The sequence below is a fragment of the Salinispira pacifica genome, from assembly GCF_000507245.1.
In the GTDB taxonomy this organism is placed as follows: Bacteria; Spirochaetota; Spirochaetia; order DSM-27196; family Salinispiraceae; genus Salinispira; species Salinispira pacifica.
This window is the reverse complement of record NC_023035.1, coordinates 2911320-2937881: the sequence shown is the minus strand read 5'-3', so window position 1 is coordinate 2937881 and position 26562 is coordinate 2911320. Positions and strand designations below refer to the sequence as shown.

Annotated in this window: 21 protein-coding genes and 2 tRNA genes; 19 read left to right on the top strand and 4 right to left on the bottom strand. The window is 52.3% G+C overall.

Features of this window, described 5'->3' with window-relative positions; all coding sequences use genetic code 11:
• Window positions 1-167 precede the first annotated feature (167 nt).
• The 4 genes from cmk to L21SP2_RS12830 all read left to right on the top strand — a co-directional run bounded on the left by cmk (window position 168) and on the right by L21SP2_RS12830 (window position 3084).
• Complete coding sequence (cmk, locus tag L21SP2_RS12845) at window positions 168-752, top strand: (d)CMP kinase (protein WP_024268969.1); 585 nt, start codon at window positions 168-170, stop codon at window positions 750-752.
• A complete protein-coding gene (locus L21SP2_RS12840) occupies window positions 749-1546 on the top strand; it encodes a hypothetical protein (RefSeq protein ID WP_024268968.1) in 798 nt (265 codons plus the stop codon). Before cmk ends, L21SP2_RS12840 begins: the two co-directional genes overlap by 4 nt.
• A 72-nt stretch (window positions 1547-1618) precedes the next feature.
• Window positions 1619-2116 (top strand): low molecular weight protein-tyrosine-phosphatase, encoded by a 498-nt coding sequence (locus L21SP2_RS12835; protein WP_041401587.1) that lies wholly within the window; start codon window positions 1619-1621, stop codon window positions 2114-2116.
• The gene (locus L21SP2_RS12830) at window positions 2113-3084 is read left to right on the top strand and encodes a fructosamine kinase family protein (RefSeq protein WP_024268966.1); all 972 of its coding nucleotides are present in this window, start codon (window positions 2113-2115) and stop codon (window positions 3082-3084) included. The genes L21SP2_RS12835 and L21SP2_RS12830 overlap by 4 nt, the downstream gene beginning before the upstream one ends.
• A 150-nt stretch (window positions 3085-3234) precedes the next feature.
• Here L21SP2_RS12830 and L21SP2_RS12825 read toward each other — a convergent pair whose 3' ends face one another.
• Both L21SP2_RS12825 and L21SP2_RS12820 read right to left on the bottom strand, forming a co-directional pair.
• Window positions 3235-4161 (bottom strand): SHOCT domain-containing protein, encoded by a 927-nt coding sequence (locus L21SP2_RS12825; RefSeq protein ID WP_024268965.1) that lies wholly within the window; start codon window positions 4159-4161, stop codon window positions 3235-3237.
• 26 nt (window positions 4162-4187) lie between these two features.
• A complete protein-coding gene (locus L21SP2_RS12820) occupies window positions 4188-5843 on the bottom strand; it encodes an ABC1 kinase family protein (protein WP_144083006.1) in 1656 nt (551 codons plus the stop codon).
• 162 nt (window positions 5844-6005) lie between these two features.
• On the opposite strand from L21SP2_RS12820, the gene L21SP2_RS12815 reads away from it, so the two are divergent.
• Both L21SP2_RS12815 and L21SP2_RS12810 read left to right on the top strand, forming a co-directional pair.
• Window positions 6006-6572, top strand: coding sequence for a hypothetical protein (locus tag L21SP2_RS12815; RefSeq protein ID WP_024268963.1), 567 nt, complete (start codon window positions 6006-6008; stop codon window positions 6570-6572).
• A gap of 146 nt (window positions 6573-6718) precedes the next feature.
• The gene (locus tag L21SP2_RS12810; protein WP_024268962.1) at window positions 6719-7165 is read left to right on the top strand and encodes a SufE family protein; all 447 of its coding nucleotides are present in this window, start codon (window positions 6719-6721) and stop codon (window positions 7163-7165) included.
• Here L21SP2_RS12810 and L21SP2_RS12805 read toward each other — a convergent pair.
• Window positions 7154-8488, bottom strand: a complete 1335-nt coding sequence (locus tag L21SP2_RS12805) for an MFS transporter (protein WP_024268961.1) — start codon at window positions 8486-8488, stop codon at window positions 7154-7156. The genes L21SP2_RS12810 and L21SP2_RS12805 overlap by 12 nt on opposite strands.
• 126 nt (window positions 8489-8614) lie before the next feature.
• Here L21SP2_RS12805 and L21SP2_RS12800 point away from each other — a divergent pair.
• The 13 genes from L21SP2_RS12800 (at window position 8615) to L21SP2_RS12740 (ending at window position 22297) form a co-directional block, all read left to right on the top strand.
• Window positions 8615-8687, top strand: a tRNA-Thr gene (locus tag L21SP2_RS12800).
• Between the two features lie 63 nt (window positions 8688-8750).
• A tRNA-Trp gene (locus L21SP2_RS12795) sits at window positions 8751-8823 on the top strand.
• Window positions 8824-8947: 124 nt separating this feature from the next.
• The gene (gene secE / locus L21SP2_RS12790) at window positions 8948-9127 is read left to right on the top strand and encodes a preprotein translocase subunit SecE (protein ID WP_024268960.1); all 180 of its coding nucleotides are present in this window, start codon (window positions 8948-8950) and stop codon (window positions 9125-9127) included.
• A 69-nt stretch (window positions 9128-9196) separates the two neighbouring features.
• Window positions 9197-9751: a transcription termination/antitermination protein NusG gene (nusG, locus tag L21SP2_RS12785; RefSeq protein ID WP_024268959.1), complete on the top strand. Its 555-nt coding sequence runs from the start codon at window positions 9197-9199 to the stop codon at window positions 9749-9751.
• Between the two features lie 166 nt (window positions 9752-9917).
• Window positions 9918-10349, top strand: a complete 432-nt coding sequence (gene rplK, locus L21SP2_RS12780) for a 50S ribosomal protein L11 (RefSeq protein ID WP_024268958.1) — start codon at window positions 9918-9920, stop codon at window positions 10347-10349.
• Window positions 10350-10352: 3 nt separating this feature from the next.
• Window positions 10353-11030: a 50S ribosomal protein L1 gene (gene rplA, locus L21SP2_RS12775; protein WP_024268957.1), complete on the top strand. Its 678-nt coding sequence runs from the start codon at window positions 10353-10355 to the stop codon at window positions 11028-11030.
• Between the two features lie 15 nt (window positions 11031-11045).
• A complete protein-coding gene (gene rplJ / locus L21SP2_RS12770; RefSeq protein ID WP_024268956.1) occupies window positions 11046-11582 on the top strand; it encodes a 50S ribosomal protein L10 in 537 nt (178 codons plus the stop codon).
• A 140-nt stretch (window positions 11583-11722) separates the two neighbouring features.
• Window positions 11723-12103: a 50S ribosomal protein L7/L12 gene (gene rplL, locus L21SP2_RS12765; RefSeq protein ID WP_024268955.1), complete on the top strand. Its 381-nt coding sequence runs from the start codon at window positions 11723-11725 to the stop codon at window positions 12101-12103.
• A 369-nt stretch (window positions 12104-12472) separates the two neighbouring features.
• Window positions 12473-15970: a DNA-directed RNA polymerase subunit beta gene (rpoB, locus tag L21SP2_RS12760; protein ID WP_024268954.1), complete on the top strand. Its 3498-nt coding sequence runs from the start codon at window positions 12473-12475 to the stop codon at window positions 15968-15970.
• A gap of 11 nt (window positions 15971-15981) precedes the next feature.
• The gene (gene rpoC / locus L21SP2_RS12755; RefSeq protein ID WP_024268953.1) at window positions 15982-20226 is read left to right on the top strand and encodes a DNA-directed RNA polymerase subunit beta'; all 4245 of its coding nucleotides are present in this window, start codon (window positions 15982-15984) and stop codon (window positions 20224-20226) included.
• A gap of 311 nt (window positions 20227-20537) precedes the next feature.
• A complete protein-coding gene (gene rpsL, locus L21SP2_RS12750; protein WP_024268951.1) occupies window positions 20538-20912 on the top strand; it encodes a 30S ribosomal protein S12 in 375 nt (124 codons plus the stop codon).
• Window positions 20913-20923: 11 nt separating this feature from the next.
• Window positions 20924-21397, top strand: a complete 474-nt coding sequence (gene rpsG / locus L21SP2_RS12745) for a 30S ribosomal protein S7 (protein WP_024268950.1) — start codon at window positions 20924-20926, stop codon at window positions 21395-21397.
• Window positions 21398-21532: 135 nt separating this feature from the next.
• Window positions 21533-22297, top strand: a complete 765-nt coding sequence (locus L21SP2_RS12740; protein ID WP_041401582.1) for an EI24 domain-containing protein — start codon at window positions 21533-21535, stop codon at window positions 22295-22297.
• Here the strand turns inward: L21SP2_RS12740 and L21SP2_RS12735 are convergent.
• Complete coding sequence (locus L21SP2_RS12735) at window positions 22254-26540, bottom strand: two-component regulator propeller domain-containing protein (protein WP_041401581.1); 4287 nt, start codon at window positions 26538-26540, stop codon at window positions 22254-22256. The two genes, L21SP2_RS12740 and L21SP2_RS12735, sit on opposite strands and share 44 nt — an antisense overlap.
• Window positions 26541-26562 lie beyond the last annotated feature (22 nt).

Genomic DNA, 26562 nt, shown 5'->3' with positions numbered 1-26562 from the left:
GAACGGAATAAAGAACGGCAGACGGAACGGCAGACAGAACGGCAGACAGAACGCCAGACAGAACGGCAGACAGAACGGAAAAAAAGTAATAGAGATACCGCGTATACCCCGGGCACAGAAACCGGCAGCGGCATACCCGTGGGGACGAACCCCGGCACAGGTGATATATGACGAAAATAGAAACATTGAAGAAATCCATAGAGGGAAGACGCATTTGCATTGCCGTCTCCGGAAAGAGCGGCTGCGGAAATACCACCACCAGCAGTCTCATTGCCCGTACCCTGGGGCTGAATCTGATAAATTATACCTTTCGCAGCCTGGCCGAAGAGCGGGGTGTTTCTCTGAAGGAGATTATGCGACAGGCAGCCGCAAGCGATGAGGTCGACCGCATCGTGGACCGGAGACAGGTCGAGCTTGCCCAAGAGGGCAACTGTGTTCTCGCCTCCCGGCTGGCTATCTGGCTTACCCGTGCCTCTGCGGATCTCACCGTATATCTTCATGCTCCGGATGAAGTACGGGTACAGCGCATTCATCAGCGTGAGGGTGGTGACATTAATGAAATTCTGGAATTTACCCGGGAGCGGGACCGACAGGACCACGAACGCTATTTGAAACTGTATAATATAGATAATGATTCCTATGATTTTGCGGATCTGATCCTGGATGCAGGTTCCAACAACCCCAATCAGCTGCTGGATCTGGTGGTTGATGAACTTCTCAGGAGATTCGGACCGGGAGAGGAGAGTCCATGATTCAGGCTGTGTGGTTCGGAATACTTATGCTGTTGCAATTGAGTGCCCAGGATGCAGGATTAAGCTCGGCATTTTCCCGGGGGGAAAGTTTTGAGCTGGATATTTATGTGAATTCCGCCGCAGTGTATTCTGGAACCGTCAACGGTTCTGCTGTCCGGGGAGTAATCCGAAACGAGGAGGGCATGCTGGGAAGGTATGAATCTTCATCCATGTTCCGTCAGGTATACATGGTATTTCCCTCCATGAATCTCCCGGCGTCCTCCTGGAACACCGAAAAAAATGCACCTGCCGATGCCAGCCGAACTTCCTCACAAGGCGCGGGTCCTTTTGCCCACGGTTCCCTGGCCCCTCTGCTCTTCGATTTGACTCCGGCACTGGCCGGAAGATCTCTTTCTTCGCAACGCAGCGCTTTTTCCATTCCCCGGGGGTATTCCGTTCCCGCTGAGCTGGGTGAGGAAACGGTTTCGCCGGAAAGCACCGAAGCAGCTGACTCAGCTCCCGGGGCGACACCGGGGCAGAATATGAATCAGCAGGGAAATATCAGCACAAATGAAACCGCAGGCGGATCTGCAAACGGATCCCCTGATGAAACGGAGCGCGGGGCTATGGAAGAGACCTTTGCCCGATCCGACGTAGAGACCATGGGAAACGACAGTTCCGCTGCTGAGGGCGGGGAAGGGGGGAATGAGCCCAACGGAGCCGAGCCCCTGTGGATTATCCGTCGGGATGGGGGGCGGATCAGTGTCTCCAACCCGTCCATGGGGGTGGTGGTGATCCTTAATTTCCCCCGGTAATAATACACCCCCGGTAATAATACATAAGATACTGCACCGGTTTGGCACCGGTATGTAATAAGCGAGGTTATCATGACACATCCTACACGGGTACTCTTTGTGTGTACCGGAAATATCTGCCGAAGCCCTCTGGCCCATGCGGTTTTTGAACACATTATCCGGACCCGGGGGCTGAACCATGAGTTCGAAGTGGAGTCTGCAGGCACCCACGGGTATCATGTGGGAGAGGATGCGGACCCCAGAATGCGAAGTACCGCAGCACGGCGGGGTGTACCCTTTTCCCATCCCGCACGGAAACTTATCCAGTCTGATCTGGAATACTACGATGTGATTTTCGCCATGGACCGGGGCCACTATTCCAAGCTCAAGGATATGGCCGCCGGAGCGGAAAATCCTGCGGCCATATACATGTTCCGGGAGTTTGATCCCCGGGGAAATGCTTCAATGGATGTTCCCGACCCCTATTACGGCGGTCAGAACGGGTTCGACGATGTGTTTGATATTGTTGAGCGAAGCAGCGAACAGATTCTGAATGCCCTGAAATCCGGAGAGACTGCGGGGCGAACATGAGCATTTCCGGTCTGAATGAACTGTCACAGGGGCTTGATGAAGGCCTGCGTTTCTCCTCCCTGAATGAGGCCTTGAAAACAATTTCCAATTCAGCCGTTTCGGATTCCGGGGAATGCAGCAGCCGGGATCTTCACGGCGGCTGCATTAACCGCGCTTTGATCCTCAGTCATTCCTCACTTCCGCCTTTGGTGTACAAATACCAGTCCCGGGCGGAACCGTCCCTGTTCCGCTCCGAAGCACTGGGGCTTCTTGCTTTGAAAGCCGCTGCCCGGGAAGCCGGCTGCAGCAGCCTCAGGATTCCCGAAGTGTACGGGGTAATGGATACGGGCATTCTCATTGCCTACATCGAGCCCGGCCGTCCCTCCCCGGAACAGACCCTTGAGTTCGGCGCAGAGCTGGCAACTCTTCACAGCCTGGATCTGTATTCTCTGTTCTCCGGGAGTCATTCACAGGAGGGCGGTTACGGGTTTTTCCGGGACAATTACATCGGGTTGAGCCCCCAGAGCAACGGGGCTGAGGCGGACTGGGTGGATTTTTTCCGTACCCGGCGGCTGGGCTCCCAGCTGGAACTTGCCGGGAGAGCCGGGTATGCCGATGCCGCCCTGGAGAAACGGATGAAGCAGCTCATGAACAGGCTGGGAGACTTTCTGCCCCGGCGCCCGAAAGCCTCCATGCTCCACGGCGATTTATGGTCCGGAAACTATCTGTTCAGCAGCCGGGGCGAAGGGGTGCTCATTGATCCTGCGGTCTACGCCGGGCATAATGAAGCGGATCTTGCCATGACCGAACTGTTCGGCGGCTTCCCCTCCTCCTTCTACCGGGGATACCGGGAGGTGCTGCCCGTAGATAGGGAGTACCATACCCGCAGAGATCTCTATAATCTGTATCATATGCTGAACCATCTGAATCTGTTCGGAGGGGGATACCGGTCGTCTGTACTGGGAATCCTTTCCAGTCTGGGGTTTTAGCGGGGTGCTTCCTGAATCCGGCCGGCCAGGGGGCCGTTGCCGTTTAGCGGGGTACCCAAGGGAATCCGGCCGGCCCGGGCCCGCCGCTGTCCGGGTGGGGGCAGCCGTGGAAGCTTCGCAGCTTGGGGTCGGCAGCCGGGAACCGGCGCATTACAGCTTCGCCAGGATCTCTTCCTTTTTCGTCTGATATTCTTCCGGGGTGATCAGCTTACGGTCAAGCATCTTTTTCAGACTCTCAAGTCTGTGAACCAGCGGGTCGGAATCATCTTTCTCACTATGTTCCAGGGGCTGTTCACTCAGCTGTTCCGGAACCGGGCTTTCGGCAGGCTCTTTCTCCCGAACCCTGGAGTTGCCGCTGTCTGAGGGAGTTCTGTCCGGGGAACTGTCCTCTTCTTCATACACCATCCCTTCAATACGGGTATCAAAGATTTCCAGCCCCAGGGGTGTACAGGCCCGTTTCATTACCTCTTCAAGTTTCACCGATAAATCTTCCCTGGATTCTTCAAAGTCTGTGTGACTCAGCTCCGCGGTTTTCAGGAACTCGGCAATAATATCGGGCATCCGTCTGGTCATTGCATTCCTGAAGCGGGAGAGGGAGTATATTCCGATATTTTCACCCAGGTTCACGAAATAGCTGTCGGGGTTCACCAGTTTCACCCGGTAGCTGCCGAATAGTCTGAGCAGCATACGGACGCCTTCCCGGGGTTCTTCGTACCTGAGATATGTTCCGCTGTTCCAGCTCTGGGAGGGAAGTTCACCTGTGCGTGCAAAAAAGAAGGCGGGGGAGGATCCTGGGCCTCCGTCCCGGGATGGCGTATCTTCCAGGGCCGCTTCCACTTTTGACCAGAACTCCCTGCCGTTTCCCTGCAGATCATACAGGCCGGGTTCCTTGAGGATGGCCGTACATACCGAGTTGTGGATGCACAAAAGACTCTGTCCCGGCAGGATGCGTATCTGTTCGGCATGATACATATCCCGGGGTGAACTGCTCCATCTGAAAAAGAGTACATCATCCCCGGGACGGGTCCATTCAACGGTGGAACTGTATCTTTTTCTGACAGCAGAGCTCCTGTACATCCTTCCTCCGAAACCGCATCCCATCTCTATTTCCAGCGCTCCCTGAAATAATGTCGGATAAGGTTTAATACATAGTTTAATGCCATAATACCCGCTATGGCAAATCCCGCCAATCCGATGACCGGAACTCCTTTCCACAGCGGCGGCAGCCCCGAGGAAAAAATCAGCGAGGAACTTACCAGCACGGCGGTGAGAATAATTCCGTAGATGAGCCGGGAACCCAGTTCATCCAGGGTTTTCCTCAGCGGTTCAATGCCTTCGATTTTGAAGAGGATGCCCAGCCGCCCCTGTCTCAGCTGGCTGAGAATATCCCTGCTTTCCCGGGGAAAAGCCTTCGCCAGGGAGGCATAATCACTGGTAATCTCCACCATGGTCCGTCTGGCCCGTTTCGGGTTGAACTGCTGACGGAGAACCTTCCTGACCACCGTGCTGATCAGGCCTGCCAGGGTGAAGCCCGGCTCAAGTTCTTTGGCCACACCGTCAATGGTAATTATTGCTTTGTTCATCAGCAGATATTTGCTGGGGATTATCAGATGGTGATTGGTGATGATGCGGAAGATCTCCTGCACTGCAGTGCTCACCTGAATGTTTTCCAGGGGAAGATTGATGTACTGGTCGATGATTTCGAAGAGCTCTGTGCGGAAGGCATCGGTGTCCACGTCGCCGCTTCGCCCCACCAGGCTCAGCACAATTTCAGCCAGACGTTCATAGTCGTTGCTGGTAACAGAGATTATGGCCTGATGCAGCCGTTCCTGTTCGCTGGGGCTGATCTGACCCATAATTCCAAAGTCCAGAAAACAGAGCCGGTTATCCGGAAGTACCAGAATATTTCCCGGGTGGGGGTCGGCGTGGAAAAACGCATGAATGAACACCTGATCGATGATGGCCCTGCTTCCATCTCTGGCTATCCGGTGACGTTCTTCGCCTGTCATCCTTTCCGGATCCCGCAGGAGCCGGGAAAGCTTTTGACCGTGCACGAACTCCATGAGCAGAACCTTCTCGGTACTGATATCAGGATAGACTCTGGGAACCTTGATGCTCTTTGAGTTCCGGAAGTTTCGTGAAAAGCGGATAATATTCTGGGCTTCAACCCGGAAGTTCAGCTCCTTGCGCAGGGTTTTCGCGAATTCCTTCACCAGGTTCACCGGCTGCAGCGGTCTGAGGGCCGGAATGTAGTGTTCCACCTGGGTGGCAATCCAGTTGAGAATGGAAATATCTTCCTCAATAATCTGCTCGATTCCCGGTCTCTGGATTTTTACTGCCATTTCACCGTATCCGCTGATGGTCACCCGGTGTACCTGTGCGATGGATGCGCTGGCCTGGGGTTTTTCCTCAAACTCCAGAATGCTGTATTGGGAACCCAGTTCCTCAACGAGGATGTTTTTTGCCTCCTGAGAATCTATGGGGGCAACATCATCCTGCAGGCGGCTCAGCTCCCGGATATAGGGCTGGGGAATGATATCTTTCCGGATGGAGAGCAGCTGGCCGAACTTGATAAAGGTGGGGCCCATCTCCTCAATTGCCAGACGGATTCTCTCCGGGCGGCTTTGCCGGGGACTTCGTCCGGGTTTCAGCTTCTTCAGTCCCCGGGGCCGGATATGGATTGAAGAAAGCCAGTCCCTGAATCCGTAGCGTACAAGAATGCTTACAATATCAGTGATGCGGCGTGCAGGTCGTCTCATAATTCCAATATACAATGTTTCGCCCTCATATGTGACACATTTCCTGCCGATCTGTGTTTCAGATACAGGAAAATGACAGGCATGTTCGAAAAAACAGATTTTTACGTCTGTGGTATGAGATAATGATCCAACGGAAACAGATCCGTTACAGGGAGGAATGTAATGAGAAATATACAAATACTGACCGGAAACAGCCGCCTCATCGTCGCGGTTCTTGTGCTGTGCGCCGCTTTCGCAGCTCCCGTTTCAGCCGACGGGGGAGGGGGAGTATTTTACGCAGTGAACAGCCCCTTTGCAGGCAGTCTGGACAATTCGGAATTTCAGCCCCGGACGCTTCAGCAGAGCGGTGGTTTCGGCTACGGCATAGACGGTGACGGGACCAAGATCGGAGGATTCGGTCTCAGCTTTCTTGATGTAAGCAGCAACCAGGCCGCCGGAGGCTTCGGCGGCATGCTGCTGGGATCCTACAGCACCATCGGTCCCTTCAGCTTTGCAGGAAACGGAATGCTGGGTATCGGAGGATTGCATCTCCCTGAACTGCTGGACGGCGGAGGAGCGCTCTCTTTTCTGGGGCAGCTGGATCTGGAATTGGGGTTTCCCCTCACAGACTGGTTTCAGATCAGCGGGTTCGCAGGTGTGCAGTTTCTCCTGCCGGTAACCGCCGCATATAAAGGAAGCATTAATTATCCGATGATGGGGCTGCGCTTCACCTGGGGAAGCTTTCGCTGAACCTGATATGAGCCGGACGGCCTCCGGCGTCCGGCTCTATCAATATCTCCCCCCATCACACAACCCCGCCGTGAGAACGCCACGCTGCCACGATGTAAGAATGTCATCCGATTGCAATTCCGCCGCTTTTTTAGTATCTATTTCCCATGAAGCAGAAAACAATCGGGGATACCCGTGAATATCTTGAAGAGATGGCCGAGGAGCTGAATGCCCTGGCTGATATGGACCAGATGGAGATGTACCGCATGCTCACCGATGTGGGAAATGAGATCCCCACCATCCCTCAGGAAGAAAAAACCGATGAAAATTTTGTGCAGGGCTGTGTTTCCAACGTCTATGTTGCCGAATCCGTTGAGGACGGCCATATAGAGTTTCGGGGATCCAGCGATGCCATGGTTGTGCGGGGGTATTTATCCATACTTATCCAGGCCCTGAACGGATTGAGCATCCGGGAACTGCTTGAGGAATCGGAATCCCTGGTTTCAAAATTCGGAGAGGATACTAATATCCGGGCCAACCTTACCCCCAGCAGAGCAAACGCTTTCGGAAACATCTACGCCCTCATGCGGGAAAAAGCGAAATCAGCCGGCTGATTTCAGTTTCCCGGGCCTGAAAAACAGAAATATGATCCCCGCCACAACAAGGGACAGGCTCAGCGGAATACTCCAGAACGATTGCATGCCCTGAAGGTTCTGCTCCACATTACTGAAGGTGATTCCCGCAAGGCTGTTCCCGGAAAATCCCGCAAAGCCGGTAAAAACCATTGCGATGTACTGATGTACCGCAGGCCGGTCTCCGGGGCTGGTTCGTTCATCCACATAGATTGTCAGGGCTGTGTAAAACATGGCGAATACCGGCCCGTTCATCGCTATGGCCAGCACAACCGCCGGAAGGGCTCCGGCATGAGATCCGGTGGCAGTGAGCAGCAGAACATACCTGAGTACAAGAAAGAGAGAACCGGCAAAAATACCTTTTCGAAAGCCCAGTCGTCTGAGCATGGGTTTGAGCATCAGCAGCATGAAGATTTCCGTTGCCTGCCCGAGACTGAGAATGGGCATGAGCAGAGACTCCGGTATTCCCATGAAATCCAGATGGGGACCAGAGCCGAAAATATAGTATCTGTCCAGCATGCCTCCCAGAAAATGACAGAGTATCAGCACCCGGACCACCGGTGAGAGAAGGGTTCCAAGGGCACCTTTCTCAGGACCGGCCGTGTCTTTCAGGGCTGTGTCGTCATTCATTTCGCCGCCGGCGCCGGCATTTGGCGGAGTACGGGGCGGAGTACGGGGTGCAGTATCGGCCCCTGCTTCAGACCGGGTGCCGGGGCGTTTTCTTCTTCCGGATCCTCCGGCCGGGGCTGGGGTACTGCCGCCGCCGGGCAGAAGAACAGCCAGGAAGGTAAACAGAAGAGAGGCGAGAGCAGGGAGGGTGAAGATCAGGGAAAGGGAGCTGCTGATTCCCGGCAACAGCTGCACCAGGGCTCCGTTGGTCCATCCTGCAGCCATCCAGCCGATGGTTCCCCATACCCGAATGCTGCCGAACGCAGAGGGGTCGGGTAATCTCTTGAAGGTAACCGCATTCATCAGCCCCACTGCAGGCCCCAGCATGAGATTCAGTGCGAAAAACGAAAGGAGCATGCCGGCAAAGCCTTTCTGAACCGAGGTAAGCAGCAGCAAAGCCGCTCCTGCAATATAAATGATAATCAGCAGCCGCCGTTCGCTGATTTTTTTACCGGCAATCCGCCCCACCAGAAGGGGTGAGATGAGCATTGATACCTGGGACAGGGATATAATCAACCCTGCCTGACCGCCTCCAAGTCCCAAAAACCGGGTAAGATAGAGGCTGATGAGGGGGTTGAATGATCCCACCACGAAAAACTGCAGGAACATGAGAGCGGAAAGGAGAAGTCGAATCATATCGTCCTCCCGGGACAGGGGGTATTTCCGTATCTTCGGTCAGCGGATACAAAATGCAGTTTTGTAAGCACCTTAGTTGACAAAGAGATTCCAATTTGCTACATTCTGCGAGCATTTTCAAGTCATGCCTCTGTAGCTCAGTCGGTAGAGCACCACCATGGTAAGGTGGGGGTCATCGGTTCAAGTCCGATCGGAGGCTCTCTGGATGATTTTTTCGAAGGGCCGGTGCCAATCCGGTCCTTCGCAGCATTGTCCGGTACACAGGCCTATAGCTCAATTGGCAGAGCGTCGGTCTCCAAAACCGAAGGTTGTAGGTTCGATTCCTACTGGGCCTGATCGTTATCTGCGCCGGGGAACGACGGCGCCGACGGGTGATAAACTGTAAGAATTGAGCAAAAATACCCCGAGATCGGCTGAGTACAGCAGTGATTCCGGGGATTTTTTGTAGAGGGAAAGTAAATGAAACGCATTATTCAGTTTTTTAAGGACAGTATCGCAGAGTTGAAAAAAGTTGTATGGCCTACACGTGACGAAGTTGCATCCAACACCCGTGTTGTTCTTGTGTCCATAGCACTTTTCGCCATCGCCCTTGGCGTGGTGGATTTTGTTCTGGCCAATCTCGTAGATCTGATTTTCTAGAACCTGTGGTGTTTCCGCCCTTTCGGGGGTGCTTTTTTTCGGCCGGGTTTTTGAGGATCAGGAGGTTATATGGCCAAGAGTTGGTATGTTCTGCATACGTTTTCCGGACATGAAAACAAAATTGAGAAGACCATCCGCCGGATGATCGACGATGGTGAGTTTGGTGAAGCGGTGAGCGACATCAAAGTTCCCTCCGAGAAGGTCGTTGATGTAAAAGACGGCAAGCGCAAGGAGCGCATGCAGAAAGTGCTCCCGGGATACATCCTTCTTGAAATGGATCTCCCCGACCTGGGCTGGAAGCCCGTGTGCTCCAAGATCCGCAGGATACAGGGGGTGACCGGTTTTGTGGGTACAAGCCCCAGCGCCAAACCCCAGCCCATCAGCACCGAGGAAGCCCGAAACCTCCTGGCCCGGATGGGCGAAATCAAGGGAGATTCCAGCTACCGGCCCAAGCAGACCTATGTTGTGGGGGAAACGGTACGGATTATCGACGGTCCCTTCGAGTCATTCACCGGAACCGTTGAAGAAGTTCAGGACGAAAAAAACCGGCTGAAAGTAATGGTCGGAATTTTCGGACGGAACACCCCTGTGGAAGTTGAATATCTTCAGGTGGAAAAACTGTAAAAAAGAGGAAAAACCCCGTGGGGGTTTTTCTTTGTATATGGAATCAAATACCGAGCGACCGGGAATCCGGCCTGCTCGTATGAAAAATACACTGCCGTAGGCAGTAAATAATCTGGTGGGAGGGTGTTTCTCGGAGATATGCCCGCTAATACCACGAGGAGTGTACATGGCTAAGAAAAAAGTCACTGGCATGATCAAGCTTCAGGTGCCTGCACAGAAGGCCACACCGGCCCCTCCTGTAGGTCCTGCACTTGGACCTCACGGGGTAAGTGCGCCCCAGTTTGTTCAGCAGTTCAATGATGCTTCAAAAGATGTTGAAGCAGGACTGCTTGTTCCTGTTGTTATCACCGTATACCAGGACCGAAGTTTCACTTTTGAAATGAAGAGTCCTCCGGCTGCCGTTCTCATTAAGAAAGAGATCGGTCTGTCCTCAGGTTCCGCCGAGCCCCACAAGGTGAAGGTGGGCAAAATTACCCGGGATCAGTTGAAGAAGATTGCCGAAATGAAGATGGCGGACCTGAATGCCAACGACATCGATGCGGCGATCAAGATTGTAGCCGGAACAGCCCGTTCCATGGGCGTAGAGGTTGAGGGGTAATATATGAAGCGAGGAAAGAATTATAGAAACGCCGTAGCCGCCTACGACAAGACTCAGCAGTACACTACGGAAGATGCGGTGAAGATTATTAAAGAACATGCATTCGCCAAGTTTGATGAAACCGTCGAACTGTCCATGAAGCTGAATGTGAAGAAGAGCACCACAATTCGTGACACTCTGGTTCTTCCCAACCAGTTCAAAAGCGAAAAGAAAATACTGGTCTTTGCCAAGGGTGATAAAGCCCAGGAAGCAAAGGATGCAGGTGCCGCTTTTGTGGGTGATGATGATCTGATTGCGAAAATCAAAGACGGCTGGCTGGATTTTGATGTTGCAGTTGCAACCCCCGATATGATGAAAGATGTGGGCCGTCTCGGTCCCATTCTCGGTCGCCGGGGTCTCATGCCCAACCCGAAAACCCAGACAGTAACCTTCGACGTTACCGCGGCTATCAATGAGCTGAAAAAGGGCCGTGTGGAATTCCGTTCGGATAAAACCGGCGTAATTCATCTTGCGGTGGGTAAGGTGTCCATGGATCCGGCAGCCCTTGCGGAAAACATCAACGTTGTGATCGGCGAAGTTGAGCGTAAGCGCCCCGCCGACACCAAGGGTGATTTCGTGAAGAGCCTGGCAATTTCATCCACAATGGGTCCCGGCGTAAAGCTTGTCCAGAGTGCAGAGTAAGGGAGGGCTGATTAAATGGCTGAATATGTAACACGTGTAAATAATGCAAAAAAAGAGGCGGTTCAGGCTCTCAAAGACAGCTTCAGCGGAGTGAATGATTATATCTTCACCGATTACCGCGGGCTCAGCGTTGAGCAGATCACCGAACTGCGCACCAAGCTCCGGGAGCTGGATGCTGAATATCATGTAATCAAGAATAATTTCGCAAAGCTGGCTCTGAAAGATATGGAGATGCCGGTTGTAGATGATTATCTTGTGGGACCCACTGCGGTGGCCCTTACCCATGATGAATCCGGTCCCGTCGCCAAAGAGCTTCTGAAGCTTGCCAAGGACTGGCCTTTGGAAGTGAAAGGCGGTATAGTGAACGGCAATGTATTCGATGCCACCCAGGTTATTGAGTACAGCAAGCTGCCTACACGGATCGAGCTTATCGCAATGCTGATGGGTACAATGAACGCGCCTGTGCAGAACTTTGTGTACGGCCTTAACGGTATTGCTACCAAGCTGGTGCGTACGCTCCAGGCTGTGGCTGATCAGAAGGCCGGGGAGTAATCTCCTCTTCGCCCGTAATTCCGCCGGGTTGTCGGCGGAGGCGGGTGCGATGATGTGAAAAAAGCGGCGTTAGTCTTCTTATTGCAAGAGGTGCTATGCTATCGCCGTTAAAAAAATTATACTAAAAAGGAGAAGATAATATGGCACTTTCTACTGACGAAATTCTCGAAGCAATCGCAAACATGACCGTTCTGGAGGTTTCCGAACTGGTGAAGGCTATGGAAGACAAGTTCGGCGTTACTGCCGCTGCTCCCGTTGCCGTGGCTGCAGGTCCTGCTGCAGGCGCAGCTGAAGAAGCTGCTGAAGAGCAGACTGAATTCACTGTTAAGCTTGCCGGAGCCGGAGACAAGAAGATCAACGTTATTAAGGCTGTTCGGACCATCGTTTCAGGCCTGGGTCTTAAGGAAGCAAAAGAGCTGGTTGAATCCAACGGTGTCATCAAGGAAAATGTTTCCAAGGATGAAGCTGCTGAAATCAAGAAAACTCTTGAAGAGGCTGGTGCTACTGTCGAAGTTAAGTAAGGGGACTGTGTCCAACGAAATCGACAAGCGACTAGAAATACAAGATACTCACCGTAAGCTCCCGGCGGGCAATGCCTGCCCCGAGCCTGCGGTGATTCTGTGTCTGCAGAGGATGTCAGCGGTGTAAACCAAGCAATTTAATAAGTCCCGGAGACCTGTGGTTTCGGGGGTTTTTCAAATTGCTTTGTAAAAGGGATTCTTTCAGGGAAGTGAATGAAAGGAGTCTCAAAGCGAACCGGAAATTAAAAACTGTGTGTACTACTGATAGCTGCTGATTTCTACAGCTTTGGCATTTTCATGGTATGAAATTGTCTCAGCCGATGAAATACAGAATTATACAGCGAACAACTACCTGGTGCGGGGGAACTGATGTTTAATCGAAATACCGAAATCAAACGAACCGAGGTTGGTACTTCCAAGGGAACTGTCATGGAATTGCCGAATCTCGTGGATATCCAGCTCTCATCTTATGAGAAATTCTTACAGCGAGACTGGATGGTCCAGGGGAACAAGCCGAATCTACAGGGTCTGGAAGAGGTATTCCAGACGATTTTTCCCATCGAAAGCCAGGCCGGCGACATGGTCCTTGAGTATGACCATTATACCCTGGATGAGGAGAATATCAAGTTTAATGAGGCACAGTGCAAGGCCAAAGGTCACACATACGCAGTTCCCATCAAGGCGAAAATAAATCTGCTGTTTACTGAAACCGGGGAAATCCGGCAGAAAGATATCTATATGGGCGACATCCCCATCATGACTGACCGGGGAACCTTCATCTACAACGGTGCAGAGCGGGTGGTTGTCAGCCAGATCCACAGGAGCCCCGGGGTGATTTTCTCCCACGAGAAGGGTGTGTATAGTTCACGGATCATCCCGTACCGGGGTTCATGGCTTGAATTCGAAATCGATCAGAAAAAAGAACTGATTTTCGCCAAGATTGACCGGAAAAAGCGCATTCTCGGTACCCTGTTTCTCCGGGCTCTGGGCTACGACACACGGGAAAAGATAATCGACCTGTTTTACCGGCTTAAAACCGTAACGGTTGAAGATACCGCCGAGTCACGGGATTATCTCCGGGGCAAGGTTCTGGGACGCGCCGTATATATTGAAGACGGCGAGGAAAGCAAGAAGCTTTACAAGGCCGGTGAAAAAATCCACCCCCATGATGTTGATGAATTGATCCACTCCCAGGTGAGCAGCATAGAAATCATCGACGATGAGAATTCCGAAAGTCTTCATTCTGATATTATTCTCAACTGCTTCGAGCGGGAAGAGAGCAAACACACCAAGGAAGAGGGCCAGGATGAACCGTCCCATGAAGCAGCCCTTTCTGCGGTATATGCAGTGATCATGCCCGGCGAACCCATCACCATAGAGAGCGCCGAGAAAGATTTCAATTCCATGTTTTTCACCTCCCGGCGTTACGACCTGGGAAGGGTGGGACGCTACAAGCTGAACAAGAAATTCGACTACCAGGATGCTCCGGAAGAGCATATTCTCACCAAGGAAGACATCGTAAACACCATGGGATATCTGATCCGGGTGTACATCGGCGAAGCCAACGTGGACGATATCGACCATCTTGGTAACCGGCGTGTCAGATCGGTGGGCGAACTCCTTGCCAACCAGATGAAGACCGCCTTCAGCCGGATGGAGCGGATCGCCAAGGAGCGGATGAGTCTCAAAGAAATTGAGACCATCAAGCCCCAGGATCTGATCTCAATCAAACCCGTTGTTGCTGCGGTGAAAGAGTTTTTCGGTTCATCCCAGCTGTCACAGTTTATGGACCAGGTGAATCCCCTTTCGGAACTCACCCATAAGCGGCGTCTCAACGCTCTCGGCCCCGGTGGTCTCAGCCGTGACCGGGCGGGGTTTGAAGTCCGTGACGTACATTACACCCACTACGGCCGAATGTGTCCCATTGAGACCCCTGAAGGTCCGAATATCGGTCTGATTGTCAGCCTTGCAGGGTACACCCGGGTGAACGACTACGGGTTCCTTGAAACCCCGTACCGGAAAGTCAAAGACGGCAAGGTAACCCAGGATATCGAATATCTTTCCGCCATGGATGAAGAGAAATACTTCATTGCCCAGGCCAACGCCAACATCAATGACAAAGGCGCCTTTGTTGATGAACAGGTTTCCGTGCGGAAACAGGGTGATTATACCACCCGTCCCCCCGCGGATGTTCAGTACATGGACGTTTCTCCCAAGCAGGTAATCTCCGTATCATCGGCCCTGATTCCCTTTCTGGAGCATGACGACGCCAACCGTGCATTGATGGGTTCAAACATGCAGCGCCAGGCGGTTCCGCTGGTGAGTCCCGAACCTCCCCGGGTTGGAACGGGAATGGAGTTCAAGACAGCCTATGACTCGGGTGTTTTGGTGAAAGCGAAGCGCGGCGGAGTTGTAAGCTATGTGAGCAATGCCCGGGTTGAGATTACCCCGGAGAAGCCCGCATTTGACGGCGACAAGGACGTTTACGAGCTGATCAAATATCAGCGGACCAACCAGGACACCTGCTATGTGCAGAAACCCATGGTTGCCTACAAAGACAAGATTGTGAAAGGCCAGGCCATCGCCGACGGTCCCTCCACATTCAAGGGTGAAATGGCACTGGGACGGAATATTCTGGTGGGGTTTGTACCCTGGAACGGATACAACTACGAGGACGCCATCCTTATCTCCGAAAAAGTGGTGAAGAACGATGTATTCACCTCGGTTCATATTAAAGAATTCACCATAGAGGTGCGGGAAACCAAGCTGGGGCCTGAAAAGATCACCCGGGATATTCCCAACACATCCGAAAAAGCCCTGGATCAGCTGGACGAGGAAGGGATTGTCCGCATCGGCGCCAAGGTGGGCTCCGGTTACATCCTTGTGGGAAAAGTAACCCCCAAGAGCGAAACCGAGACAACCCCCGAATTCAAACTGCTGAACTCCATCTTCGGCGAGAAAGCCAAAGAAGTCCGGGATACCTCCCTTCGGGTTCCCCACGGAACCGAAGGTACCGTTATCGATGTGCAGCGGATGCGGCGCAGTGAAGGTGATGACCTCTCCCCGGGTGTTGAAGAAGTGGTGAAGGTTCTTATCGCCACCAAGAAAAAACTTCAGGAAGGGGACAAGATGGCCGGCCGTCACGGTAACAAGGGTATTATCGCCCGGGTTCTTCCCGAGGAAGATATGCCGTTCATGGCCGACGGTACGCCGCTGGAATTGTGTCTCAACCCTCTGGGGGTACCATCCCGTATGAACATCGGGCAGCTGCTTGAAACCATGCTTGGCTGGGCAGCCGTTGAAAATGATGAGTGGTACACCACCCCGGTATTCCAGTCCGCAACCGGTGAGGAGATTTCCGGTCTCCTGGAGAAGGGCGGACGCCCGGGATCATCCCAGATTACCCTCTATGACGGACGAACCGGTGTTCAGTTCGAAAACGATGTCATGGTGGGTTACATGTATGTGATTAAACTCCATCATATGGTTACGGACAAAATGCATGCACGTTCCACCGGACCCTACAGTCTGGTTACCCAGCAGCCCCTGGGCGGTAAGGCTCAGTTCGGCGGACAGCGTCTGGGTGAAATGGAAGTGTGGGCCCTGGAAGCCTACGGTGCAGCCAATACGCTGCAGGAGCTTCTTACCATCAAATCCGACGATATGAACGGAAGGGCAAAGATTTACGAAAGCATAGTGAAGGGCGAACCCGGCACAACCGCCGGCGTTCCCGAATCCTTCAACGTACTTGTTCAGGAGCTGCGGGGTCTTGCCCTGGATGTTTCGATTTACGATTCAAAAGGTAAGCAGATCCCCCTCACTGAACGTGATGAAGAGCTGATTAACCGTCAGGGAAGCAATTTCTAAGGAAGGTCAAGGTGCGAGAAATACAAGATTTCGACAATATTATGATTAAGCTCGCCAGCCCGGATCAGGTCCGGGCCTGGAGCTATGGTGAAGTAAAGAAACCAGAAACCATCAACTACCGGACCCTCCGGCCTGAAAAGGACGGTCTCTTCTGTGAGCGGATTTTCGGAACCACCAAGGAATGGGAATGCTACTGCGGAAAGTTCAAGAGCATCCGGTACAAGGGTGTTATCTGTGACCGCTGCGGAGTTGAAGTAACCCATCCCAAGGTCCGCCGTGAGCGGATGGGGCATATCGAGCTGGCAAGCCCGGTGAGCCATATCTGGTATTACCGGTCCGTACCCAGCCGCATGGGTCTGCTTCTGGACCTGACGGTTGCCGCTCTGCGTTCCATTCTCTATTACGAGAAGTACATAGTAATTGATCCCGGTGATACAGACCTGAAGCAGATGGATCTGCTCACCGAGGAAGAATACGCCGAAGCCAAAGAACGCTACGGTATGAGTTTCTCCGCCGGTATCGGTGCGGAAGCCATCCGGAGTCTCCTTGAAACCATCGACCTGGACGGACTCAGCGCAGAGCTTCGTGCCAAGATGATTGAAAAGGGTGAAAAAGCGGATAAGCGTCTGCTGAAGCGGATTGAAATTGTAGAAAATTTCCGTGATTCCAAGAATCAGGCAAGCTGGATGATTCTGGATGTGATTCCCGTAATTCCCCCGGAACTGCGCCCCATGGTTCAGCTGGACGGCGGCCGTTTTGCCACATCCGACCTGAACGACCTCTACCGCCGGGTTATCAACAGAAACAACCGGCTGAAACGGCTGATGAACCTGAACGCCCCGGATATCATTATCCGGAACGAGAAGCGGATGCTCCAGGAAGCGGTGGATGCCCTCTTCGATAACAGCAAGAAAAAACGGGTGGTGAAGGGCGCGTCAAACCGGCCCCTGAAGTCGCTTTCTGATATGCTCAAGGGTAAGCAGGGACGTTTCCGCCAGAACCTTCTGGGTAAGCGTGTGGACTACTCCGGACGATCGGTAATTGTTGTAGGTCCCGACCTGCAGCTCCACCAGTGCGGACTCCCCACCAAAATGGCACTTGAGCTCTACAAGCCCTTCATTATGAAGAAGCTTGTTGAAAAAGATGTGGTATACAACATTAAACGGGCGAAAACTCTGGTTGAACAGGAAACCCCCGAGGTATGGGCGGTTCTGGATGAGGTTGTTAAGGAACATCCGGTTCTTCTGAACCGTGCACCCACCCTCCATCGTCTGGGTATCCAGGCCTTCGAGCCGGTTCTTGTGGATTCAAAGGCAATCAAGCTGCACCCTCTGGTGTGTCATGCCTACAACGCCGACTTTGACGGTGACCAGATGGCGGTCCATGTGCCCCTGACCCAGGCGGCCCAGATTGAGTGCTGGACGCTCATGCTCTCCGCCAGGAATCTTCTGGACCCGGCAAACGGTAAGCCCATTGTATTCCCCTCACAGGACATGGTTCTGGGAATCAACTATCTTACACGGCATAAAGAAGCGGGGAGGGGACACGGAAAACGCTACTCTTCCTTCGACGAAGTGATTTATGCAATTGAAAACCGTGACGTTGACTATCAGGCGTTGATCAAAGTGCCGGTGGACAAAGCTCCCCATAACGGCGAGCTTGTGGAAACCACTCCCGGCCGGATGATTCTCAACGATGCCCTGCCCAATGAGATTGAGTTTGCCAACTATGCCATGGGAGACAAGGAGCTTCGGTCCCTTATTGCCAAGGTGTACTCCAAACACGGGCCGTATCTTACCGTGCTTATGCTTGATCAGGTGAAGAATCTGGGATTCCGCTATGCAACCATCTTCGGTGCAACCATCGGTGTGAACGACATTATCATTCCCAGCAGGAAACCCGAGATGATCGAACAGGCGAACAGCGATGTCATCGCCATCCAGAACCAGTATCTCCAGGGACATATCACCAACGAAGAGCGGTATAACCGTGTAGTTGAGGTATGGTCCAAGACCAATGAAGAGCTCACCAATGAGATGATGCAGAAGCTGCAGAACGACCGGGAAGGTTTCAACCCGGTATACATGATGGCCAACTCCGGTGCCCGTGGTAGCCGCTCCCAGATCCGTCAGCTTGCGGGTATGCGTGGTCTGATGGCCAAGCCCAACGGTGAAATCATCGAGCTGCCCATCCGGTCCAACTTTAAAGAGGGCCTTTCAATCATCGAGTTCTTTATCTCCACCAATGGTGCCCGTAAGGGTCTTGCCGACACCGCTCTGAAGACCGCCGATGCCGGATATCTTACCCGGCGTCTTGTGGATATCGCACAGGATGTGGTGGTAAACGAAGAGGACTGCGGAACCATCAACGGTATCGATTATACCGCCCTGAAAGACGGTGAGGAAATTGTGGAAACCCTTCAGGAACGTATCGTAGGCCGTTTTACCATCGAACGGGTGAAGCATCCCATCAGCGGGGAGATCCTGGTTGATGTAAACGAAGAAATATCAGAAGAAACTGCAGAAGCCATAGAAGAAGCAGGTATAGAATCGGTACGGATCCGTACTGTGCTTACCTGTGAATCAAAGCACGGCGTCTGCCGGAAATGCTACGGACGGAACCTCGCAACCAACCGTACGGTTGAAATCGGTGAAGCGGTGGGAATTATTGCCGCGCAAAGTATCGGACAGCCCGGTACCCAGCTCACCATGCGTACCTTCCATATCGGGGGGGCCGCAACCAAGACCAGTGAGGAAAACCGGACCTTTCTTCATTATCCGGTGATGATCAACAGCATTCACGGTAATACCGTAACTCTGAAAAACGGAGACCGGCTGTTTACCCGGAAAGGGTTCCTCATGGCCAGCAAGGTGCTGGAAGTTCTGGACACCTCCGGCAAGGTGAAGATCCTTGTGGAAGACGGGGACAAGATTGTGAAGGGCCAGGATGTAATACAGAAGGGCAAGGAAGTTATTCAGGCCCAGGAAAACGCCTATGCGGTTATCCGTGAAGATAAGCTGTATCTGATAGCCCAGGAGCAGAAGATCGAAATCCGGAACGGTGCGGATCTTCTGGTGAAGGTGGGGGATATTGTTCCCGCCGATGAGTCGATCGCCACCTTCGACCCGTTCTCCGAGCCCATTCTTGCAGAGCACGACGGTACCGTATTTTATGAGGATATCGACAAGACCACGCTGAAAGAAGAGGTGAATGAAGATACCGGTAACATCGAGAAGAAAATTGCCGAACTCACCACCGAGAGTCTTCAGCCCCGAATCATTATTAAAAATGACCAGGAAGAAGAGCTTGCCACCTATTACCTTCCCGGCGGTTCCTATGTGAACGTTGCCGACGGAGAGAAGGTTGAAGCAGGCCGCGCCTTGGCGAAAATCCTGCAGGAATCCGCCAAAACCCGGGATATTACCGGGGGTCTGCCCAGGGTCGGTGAACTGTTTGAAGCTCGTAAGCCCAAGATACCCGCAGTACTGGCCAAAGTGAGCGGTACGGTACAGTTTGAAGGGATAGTGAAGTCCAAACGGGTGATCATGGTAGAAGACAACTTCGGTCAGCGTCAGAAACATCTGGTTCCCATGGGTCGGCATCTTCTGGTCCGGGAAGGCGACCTGGTGGAGGCCGGTGAGCCCATTTGTGACGGTGCGGTTGATCCCCACGATATTCTCCAGATTCTCGGAGAAAATGCGCTGCAGCGGTTCCTGGTGAATGAAGTTCAGGAAGTGTACCGTCTTCAGGGTGTAGATATTAACGATAAGCACATCGGGGTAATTATCCGTCAGATGATGCGCAAGGTTGAAATCATCAAGGTGGGCGACACCAACTTTATTTTCGGCCAGCAGGTGGACAAGTACAAGTTCGGTGAAGAAAACCGCAAGGTTGAGAAGGAAGGCGGACAGCCTGCTGTGGCACGGCCCCTGCTTCTGGGTATTACCAGAGCGTCACTGAACATCGACAGCTTCATTTCCGCTGCTTCCTTCCAGGAAACCACCCGGGTGCTCACCAATGCGGCAATTGCCGGCTCCGTGGACGGACTCAGGGGCCTGAAGGAAAATGTGATTATCGGTCATCTCATTCCTGCGGGTACAGGTATGCGCCAGTATAATAATCTGAAGCTCTACGATGAAAACCGTTCGGATCTTGATGCTCATGTTCAGCAGATTGTTGAAATGAGAGAGAAGGAAAAGGCGGCGGTTGCGGCGACAGAAGGCGCCGGAGACACAGCTTCAGGGGGCGACGAGTAGTTCGTCCGCTGCTGTGGTACCCGCAGGCCATGCAGGCACTGCAGGCTCAGCTAAGTATTGACCCTGCAAAGAAAAACCTGTTATTGTAAGACCCTTCCGCCGCATCTGCGGCGGAGGGATATATAATTATATTTCGACAGCCCTTCCGGAGTACGGCGCAAGCCGCTCCTGGCGGCGAAAGGCTTGGTCGGCGGATACCGCATGACCTGCCGGGAACCCGAGGTGAAGGGGTTGAGTCTGTCGACCCGGAAATGGACGCAAACATCAGGCGTTGCCGATGGTCCATCGGGAGATTTTAAGGAGTAAGCTCAATGCCCACTATTAATCAGCTTATCCGGAAAGGACGGAAGACCACCTGGAAGAAGACCAAATCTCCAGCCCTCCAGTCCTGTCCCCAGAAACGCGGGGTTTGTACCCGTGTAATGACCGTTACTCCCAAGAAGCCGAACTCTGCGCTGCGGAAAGTAGCCCGTGTTCGTCTCAGTAACGGTATTGAAGTTACCGCATACATTCCCGGTATCGGACACAATCTGCAGGAACACTCTGTTGTACTCCTGCGCGGAGGTCGTGTAAAAGACCTTCCCGGTGTTCGTTATCATATCGTCCGTGGTGCCAAGGATACCCTTGGTGTAGACGGCCGGCGCAAGGGCCGTTCCAAGTACGGCGCCAAGAAGCCTAAGGCCTAAGGGGGAATAAGATGCCAAGAAGAAGAATTGCACCGAAAAAACCTGTACTCCCGGATACCCGTTACGGTTCCACCGTGCTCACAAAATTCATCAAGCGGATGATGCTCGACGGTAAGCGCAGTACCGCAACCAAAGTGGTATACGGAGCAATGTCTGTGGTTGAAGAAAAGATCAGCGATGCCAAGCCCATCGAAGTTTTTCTCAAGGCCCTGGACAATGTAAAGCCCGTTATCGAAGTTAAAAGCCGCCGTGTGGGTGGTTCCACCTATCAGGTGCCCGTGGAAATCCGGGAAAGCCGCCGTGAAGCACTGGCAATGCGCTGGATTATTGCCGCTGCCCGGGGCCGGAACGGTAAGTCCATGGCTCAGAAACTCAGTTCAGAGCTGATGGATGCGTATAACAACACCGGTAGCGCTTTCAAGAAAAAAGAAGATACCCACAGAATGGCAGATGCGAACAAGGCTTTCGCTCATTACCGCTGGTAATCGAAGCTCAGTTCCACAGCCGGGACTGACGGCCTGCCGCCCTCAGTCCATGCAAACAAACACGAAACCGGTAAGCTGCCGGCCGGGCTCAACGTCCGGCATGCCTGCCGGTTTTTTTTATGGTACAATGACCCCATGAACCCGCTACGAGATATATTTAAAGGTTTTTCCTATCCCTTCAAGGCCATCGGAGTTGTGCAACGACACAGTCTCTGGAAAATTCTTCTGATTCCCGCCCTTATTCAGATCGTACTGTTGATTCTCTCTATTTGGCTTGCTATTCGATTCGGTGATGATCTCAGGGATCTCATCTGGGCAGCACCTGCCGCTGAAGGATCCGCTTTGCTGAGCGTTCTTCGCTCGGCTCTAGGCGGTCTGTTCACCTTCGCTCTCATCAGCATTGGTCTTATCCTGTTTTTAATTCTCGGACCGGTGGTTGCCGGGCCGTTTCTGGATGTGGTGAGTGAAAAAACCGAAGAGCGGGTTTCCGGTGAATCTGCGGCACCCGAGGGATTGGGGAATCAGCTCAAGGTGGCGGTTTTTTCAATAGGAGATGCCCTGCTTCTGCTGGGAATTACCATGGCGGGAAATGTACTGCTCCTGACGCTTCATTTGATTCCCGGTCTGGGGAGCATATTGCAGGTAATACTCAGCTATGCCTTCACCTGGGTGATGCTTTCCCTGGAATATACCGGTTTGTCGGGAAACAGGAGAATGGTGGGAATTCGGGACCGCTACAGGGTTTTGAGGAAGCATCCTATGCTGATGCTCGGGTTCGGATTCGCCGTGTACCTGATGATGTTTATTCCATTCCTGAATATTTTTCTGTTAGGCCTGGCCGCTTCAGGTTCAAGCCTTATGTACCTTGAATATTTTCCGGATCGGACTGTTCGCGAATAAAATCCTGGAGAGCAATTTTTATTCGTACCCCTGCATGGGTAAGGCGGTCAATTTCGCCGCTGCTGATAATTTTCCGAATCTCTTCAGATTCTTCGGATTCCGCAAGTTTCTTGGCCAGCCGTTCCAATTCCTCGGCCTTTTCCGCAAGGTCAATAGCCATGAGATTTATGGCACCGCCCTTCATGCTGTGGCCTTCACGATGTAATTCCCTGAGATCCCGACCGTCTAACTCGGGTTTCTCCAGAATTTCCTGAATATGGGCCATGCCTTCATGTGCTGAAGCAATAAATCCGTTGCAGAGTTCCCGGATCAGTTCAGCGTCTCCGTATTCATCCAACAGACCTTGATAATCAAAAATCCTGCTTCGGGAATGCTGGCCGTAAAACCTGGGCACGGATACAACCGGAAACCGGCTGCCTCCTGGAAGGCCGCTCTCAGCCGCATCGGCTTCACTCATCTGAATAGATTCGCCAGCTTGAGAAGAATTGCTTTCCGATTGATTCAACCAGAATTGCAGTGCACTCATCAGGGTGCGCTGACGGATAGGTTTGGTGAGGACATCATTCATTCCCGCAGCAAGGCAGCGTTCCCGGCTTTCCTTCATCACATCGGCGGTGAGGCCGAGAATCACCGTAGTGGAATTTGCACCTGAAGTGCGCAGTCGGCGGGTAACTTCGAGACCATCCATCCCCGGCATGTGAAGATCCATGAGGATAATATCGAAATTCTGCCCCTCGCACAGGTCCAGGGCTTTCGCACCGTTTTCAGCCGTTGTGAGTTCGGCTCCTGTGGACTCCAGGAGCGCCTGTACGATGGCCTGGTTGGGAAGATAATCCTCAACAAGCAGAATCCTTTTCCCTTGGAGATTAATATGCTCCGTAGATTCACCTCCTGATTCATCCAGCTGAAGTTCATTTTCAATATGATGTACAGGAATCTCAATGGTGAAGGTGCTGCCGTGACCGGGACGGGATCTCAGAAGAATTTTTCCCCCGAGGGTTTCAGTCAATTCACGGGCTATGGACATTCCAAGCCCTGAGCCCGGATATTCTCTATCCATTGATTTATCAATCTGTTCAAAACTTGAAAAAATTATTTCCTGCTTTTCTTCGGGTATACCGATCCCGCTGTCCCGTACAATAAAACGAAGAATTTCTGCGGACGGTTCATTGTCCTGCCGTCCGTCGGCCCTGGACATTTCACTTTCAGGCGCACTTCCCGGTTCAATATCAAGTCGGATTTCCCCTTCCTTGGTGAATTTCAGGGAGTTGCTCAGTACATTCTCAAGAATTCTGCTGAGATTCACCGGATCTGTTACTAGGTAGGGAGGAAGCTGGGCTGAAATGGATGTTGCGAACGACAGGTTTTTTCTTGCGGCCTTGTCATGGTATGAGGCGGTAATTTCTCTGACAAACTGATCAAGGTTAACCGGCCTCAGTTCCACCGGCATTTTTCGGGATTCAATTTTGGAAAGATCCAGAATTTGGTTGATCAGGCTGAGAAGTTTGTTGGATTCGGAGAAAATCGTAGCTGCGTATTCATCCAGCTTGCCACGGTCTTCTGTACGGCTGATCATCTCGGAAAAGCCGATGATGCTGTTTAATGGAGTACGGATATCGTGACTCATGTTGGCAAGAAATCTGCTTTTAGTTTGAAGCCCTTCTTCGGCATCCTGCCGTGCCCGCTGAAGAGCCTTGGTGCGTTCGGTGACCTTGTGCTCAAGTCTGCGGTTCATTTCGGCTTCCTTTTTCAGCCGCTCATTGTTCAGCTTCCAGCGCACCCTGAAATTTGTGATCATCAGACCGAGAAAAACGGCCACGAACAGAATCGCCAGGGATAATGCAATAGGAGACAGATACCATGGCGGAGAAATGCGGAAACTGAATTCCGTTGGACGTGGATTCCAGACTCCATCATTATTGGACCCCTTTACAAGAAATCGGTAACGGCCGGGAGCCAAATTGGTGTAGACGGCAAAATTTTCCCCGCTCACCGGACTCCAGTCCTGATCAATTCCCTCCAGTTTGTAGCTGTATCTGTTTTTGTCAGGATCACTGAAGTCCAGTGCGGAGAAATTAAATGTGATAAAGTTCTCTTTGTATGGAAGCTGAAGCTCCTCTGAATTGGATGAGATGATCCGTTCCCCGGCGATTTCGATGCCGGTGATCTGCACAGGTGGAATATGCTGGTTGTTTACATAATCAATATTTTGAATTCGGTGAACCGCGGCAACTGAGGCAAAATACATATCTCCGCTTCGACTCTTTACGGCAGCGGAGGTCATTTCATAATGAACAAGACCGTCATCCTCATCAAGATTCACAAAGTTTTCTTCATTGGGATCCAAAATGGAAATTCCCCGGGTGGTGCTGATCCACAACCTGCCTTCATCATCAACGGTGATGGCGTGTACGGTGTTATTCGCCAACCCGTTTCGGGTGGTATAGTGGGTGAAATTTCCCTGCTGAGGGTTGTACAGGTTGATCCCTCCTCCATTGGTTCCCACCCATAACTGACCGTAGCTGTCCTCCTGAATGGAACTGATTTTGTTGCCGGAAATAGATGTACGATTATCCGGGTCATGGAAATACCGTGTGAACCCTTTCTCAGTGAAACGGTTCAGTCCGTTATTGGTGCCGACCCAAAGTGTATTATTCCGGTCCACATACAAGCTGCTGATGAGATTATCGCTGATACTGGCGGGATTAGCGGGATCATTTGCGAAATGCCGGTAATCATCCCGGGAGGGATCATATATGTATAATCCGTTGTAATACGTACCCACAATCAGATTGCCGTCTGAATCACGTGTAACGCTTTGGATAATCTGATCCCTGAACGGACCTTCCACCGGCACAAACGAGTCGGAAGAGGAATCATAGCGGTGAAGACCCACTTGGGTGCCTACAAGAATCTCGCCCATCTTTTCTGTATATGTGCTCAGGACAAAATTGTTTTCAAGCTTCCTGCCGTTCTCTCCATCACGGGAGTATCCGGTGAATGTGCCGCTGACCGGATTGTATGCATTAATTCCGCTGTTGTAAGTTCCTATCCATATGGTGCCTTCAGAATCCTCCGCCATGGTTGTGTAGCTGCCGGGTGAAATGCCCCCAGTCCCGCTTTCGTGTTCAAATACCTGGAAACGGCTTCGCTTGGGGTCATACATCTGGATGCCCCCGCCGCGGGTTCCGATCCAGAGAATTCCCCCTCTGTCCTCATGAAGAGAATAAATAAGATCATGGTATTGATCTTCTTCTTTCCCGTAACGGCTGAACTGCCGGAAATTTCCGTCACGGGGATTCATTGCATAGAGACCGCTGGACCAGGTGCCGATCCATAGTATGCCATTGGAATCGAATAACAAGGTATATATACCGTCATCGGGAATGGAATAGGTTTGTATATCCTGCCCGTCGTCTTTGAAATGTACAATGCTGCCTCCCCACAGGCCCAGCCAGATATCTCCCCGGGAGTCCTGGGTTATATCCATGACGAATGACCCCGGTAGAGTTGTGTTTCCGGCCAGATCCTCTCTGTCTGCTGATGGTCCGGAGATATTCAAAAATCCTTTCTCCCTGTCATCCCAGATGCTCACACCGCCGTAATGTCCTATCCAGATTCGACCCCCATTATCCTCATGTATTGCTCTGATTGTGTTGTCACCCAGGCTGTGGGGATCTTCATCCCGGTGATAAAACCGTTGAAAGGTCTGCCCACCGTCGGTACTCAAATTCAGACCATTGGATGTTCCCACCCATAACCGTTCCTGACTGTCCCTGAGGATGGAGATAATAAGGTTGCTGCTGAGGCTTGTATCATCATCCGCATTATGTTCGAAGCTCTCGACATCTTCCGTCAGGGTATTCAGCCGGTTCAAGCCGCCGTAGGTGCCCACCCATAGATTGTCCCGGGAATCCAGGTGCATGGTTTGAATCTGACTCTGACTGAGTGAGTTAGTATCGAAAGGAATATATGTGAAACTGCGAAACTCATAGCCGTCAAAGCGGTTCAGACCTTCGGTGGTTCCTATCCACATAAAGCCACGATCATCCTGGATAATTGAAGACACATTGCTGTTTATGAGTCCATCCTGAATTTCGATCTGCTCTACCCGCGGATCATCCGGAAGCTGGGAAAGGGATTGGGCTGCAAGCAGGCCCGGGATTGCGATGGCCACAAGAGCTGCTGCAGCTGCCCGGAACAGGGACGCTCTGGGAAAAAGGAAAAGTCTGTATAATTTCATATGATGATATTGATCCTTGTTT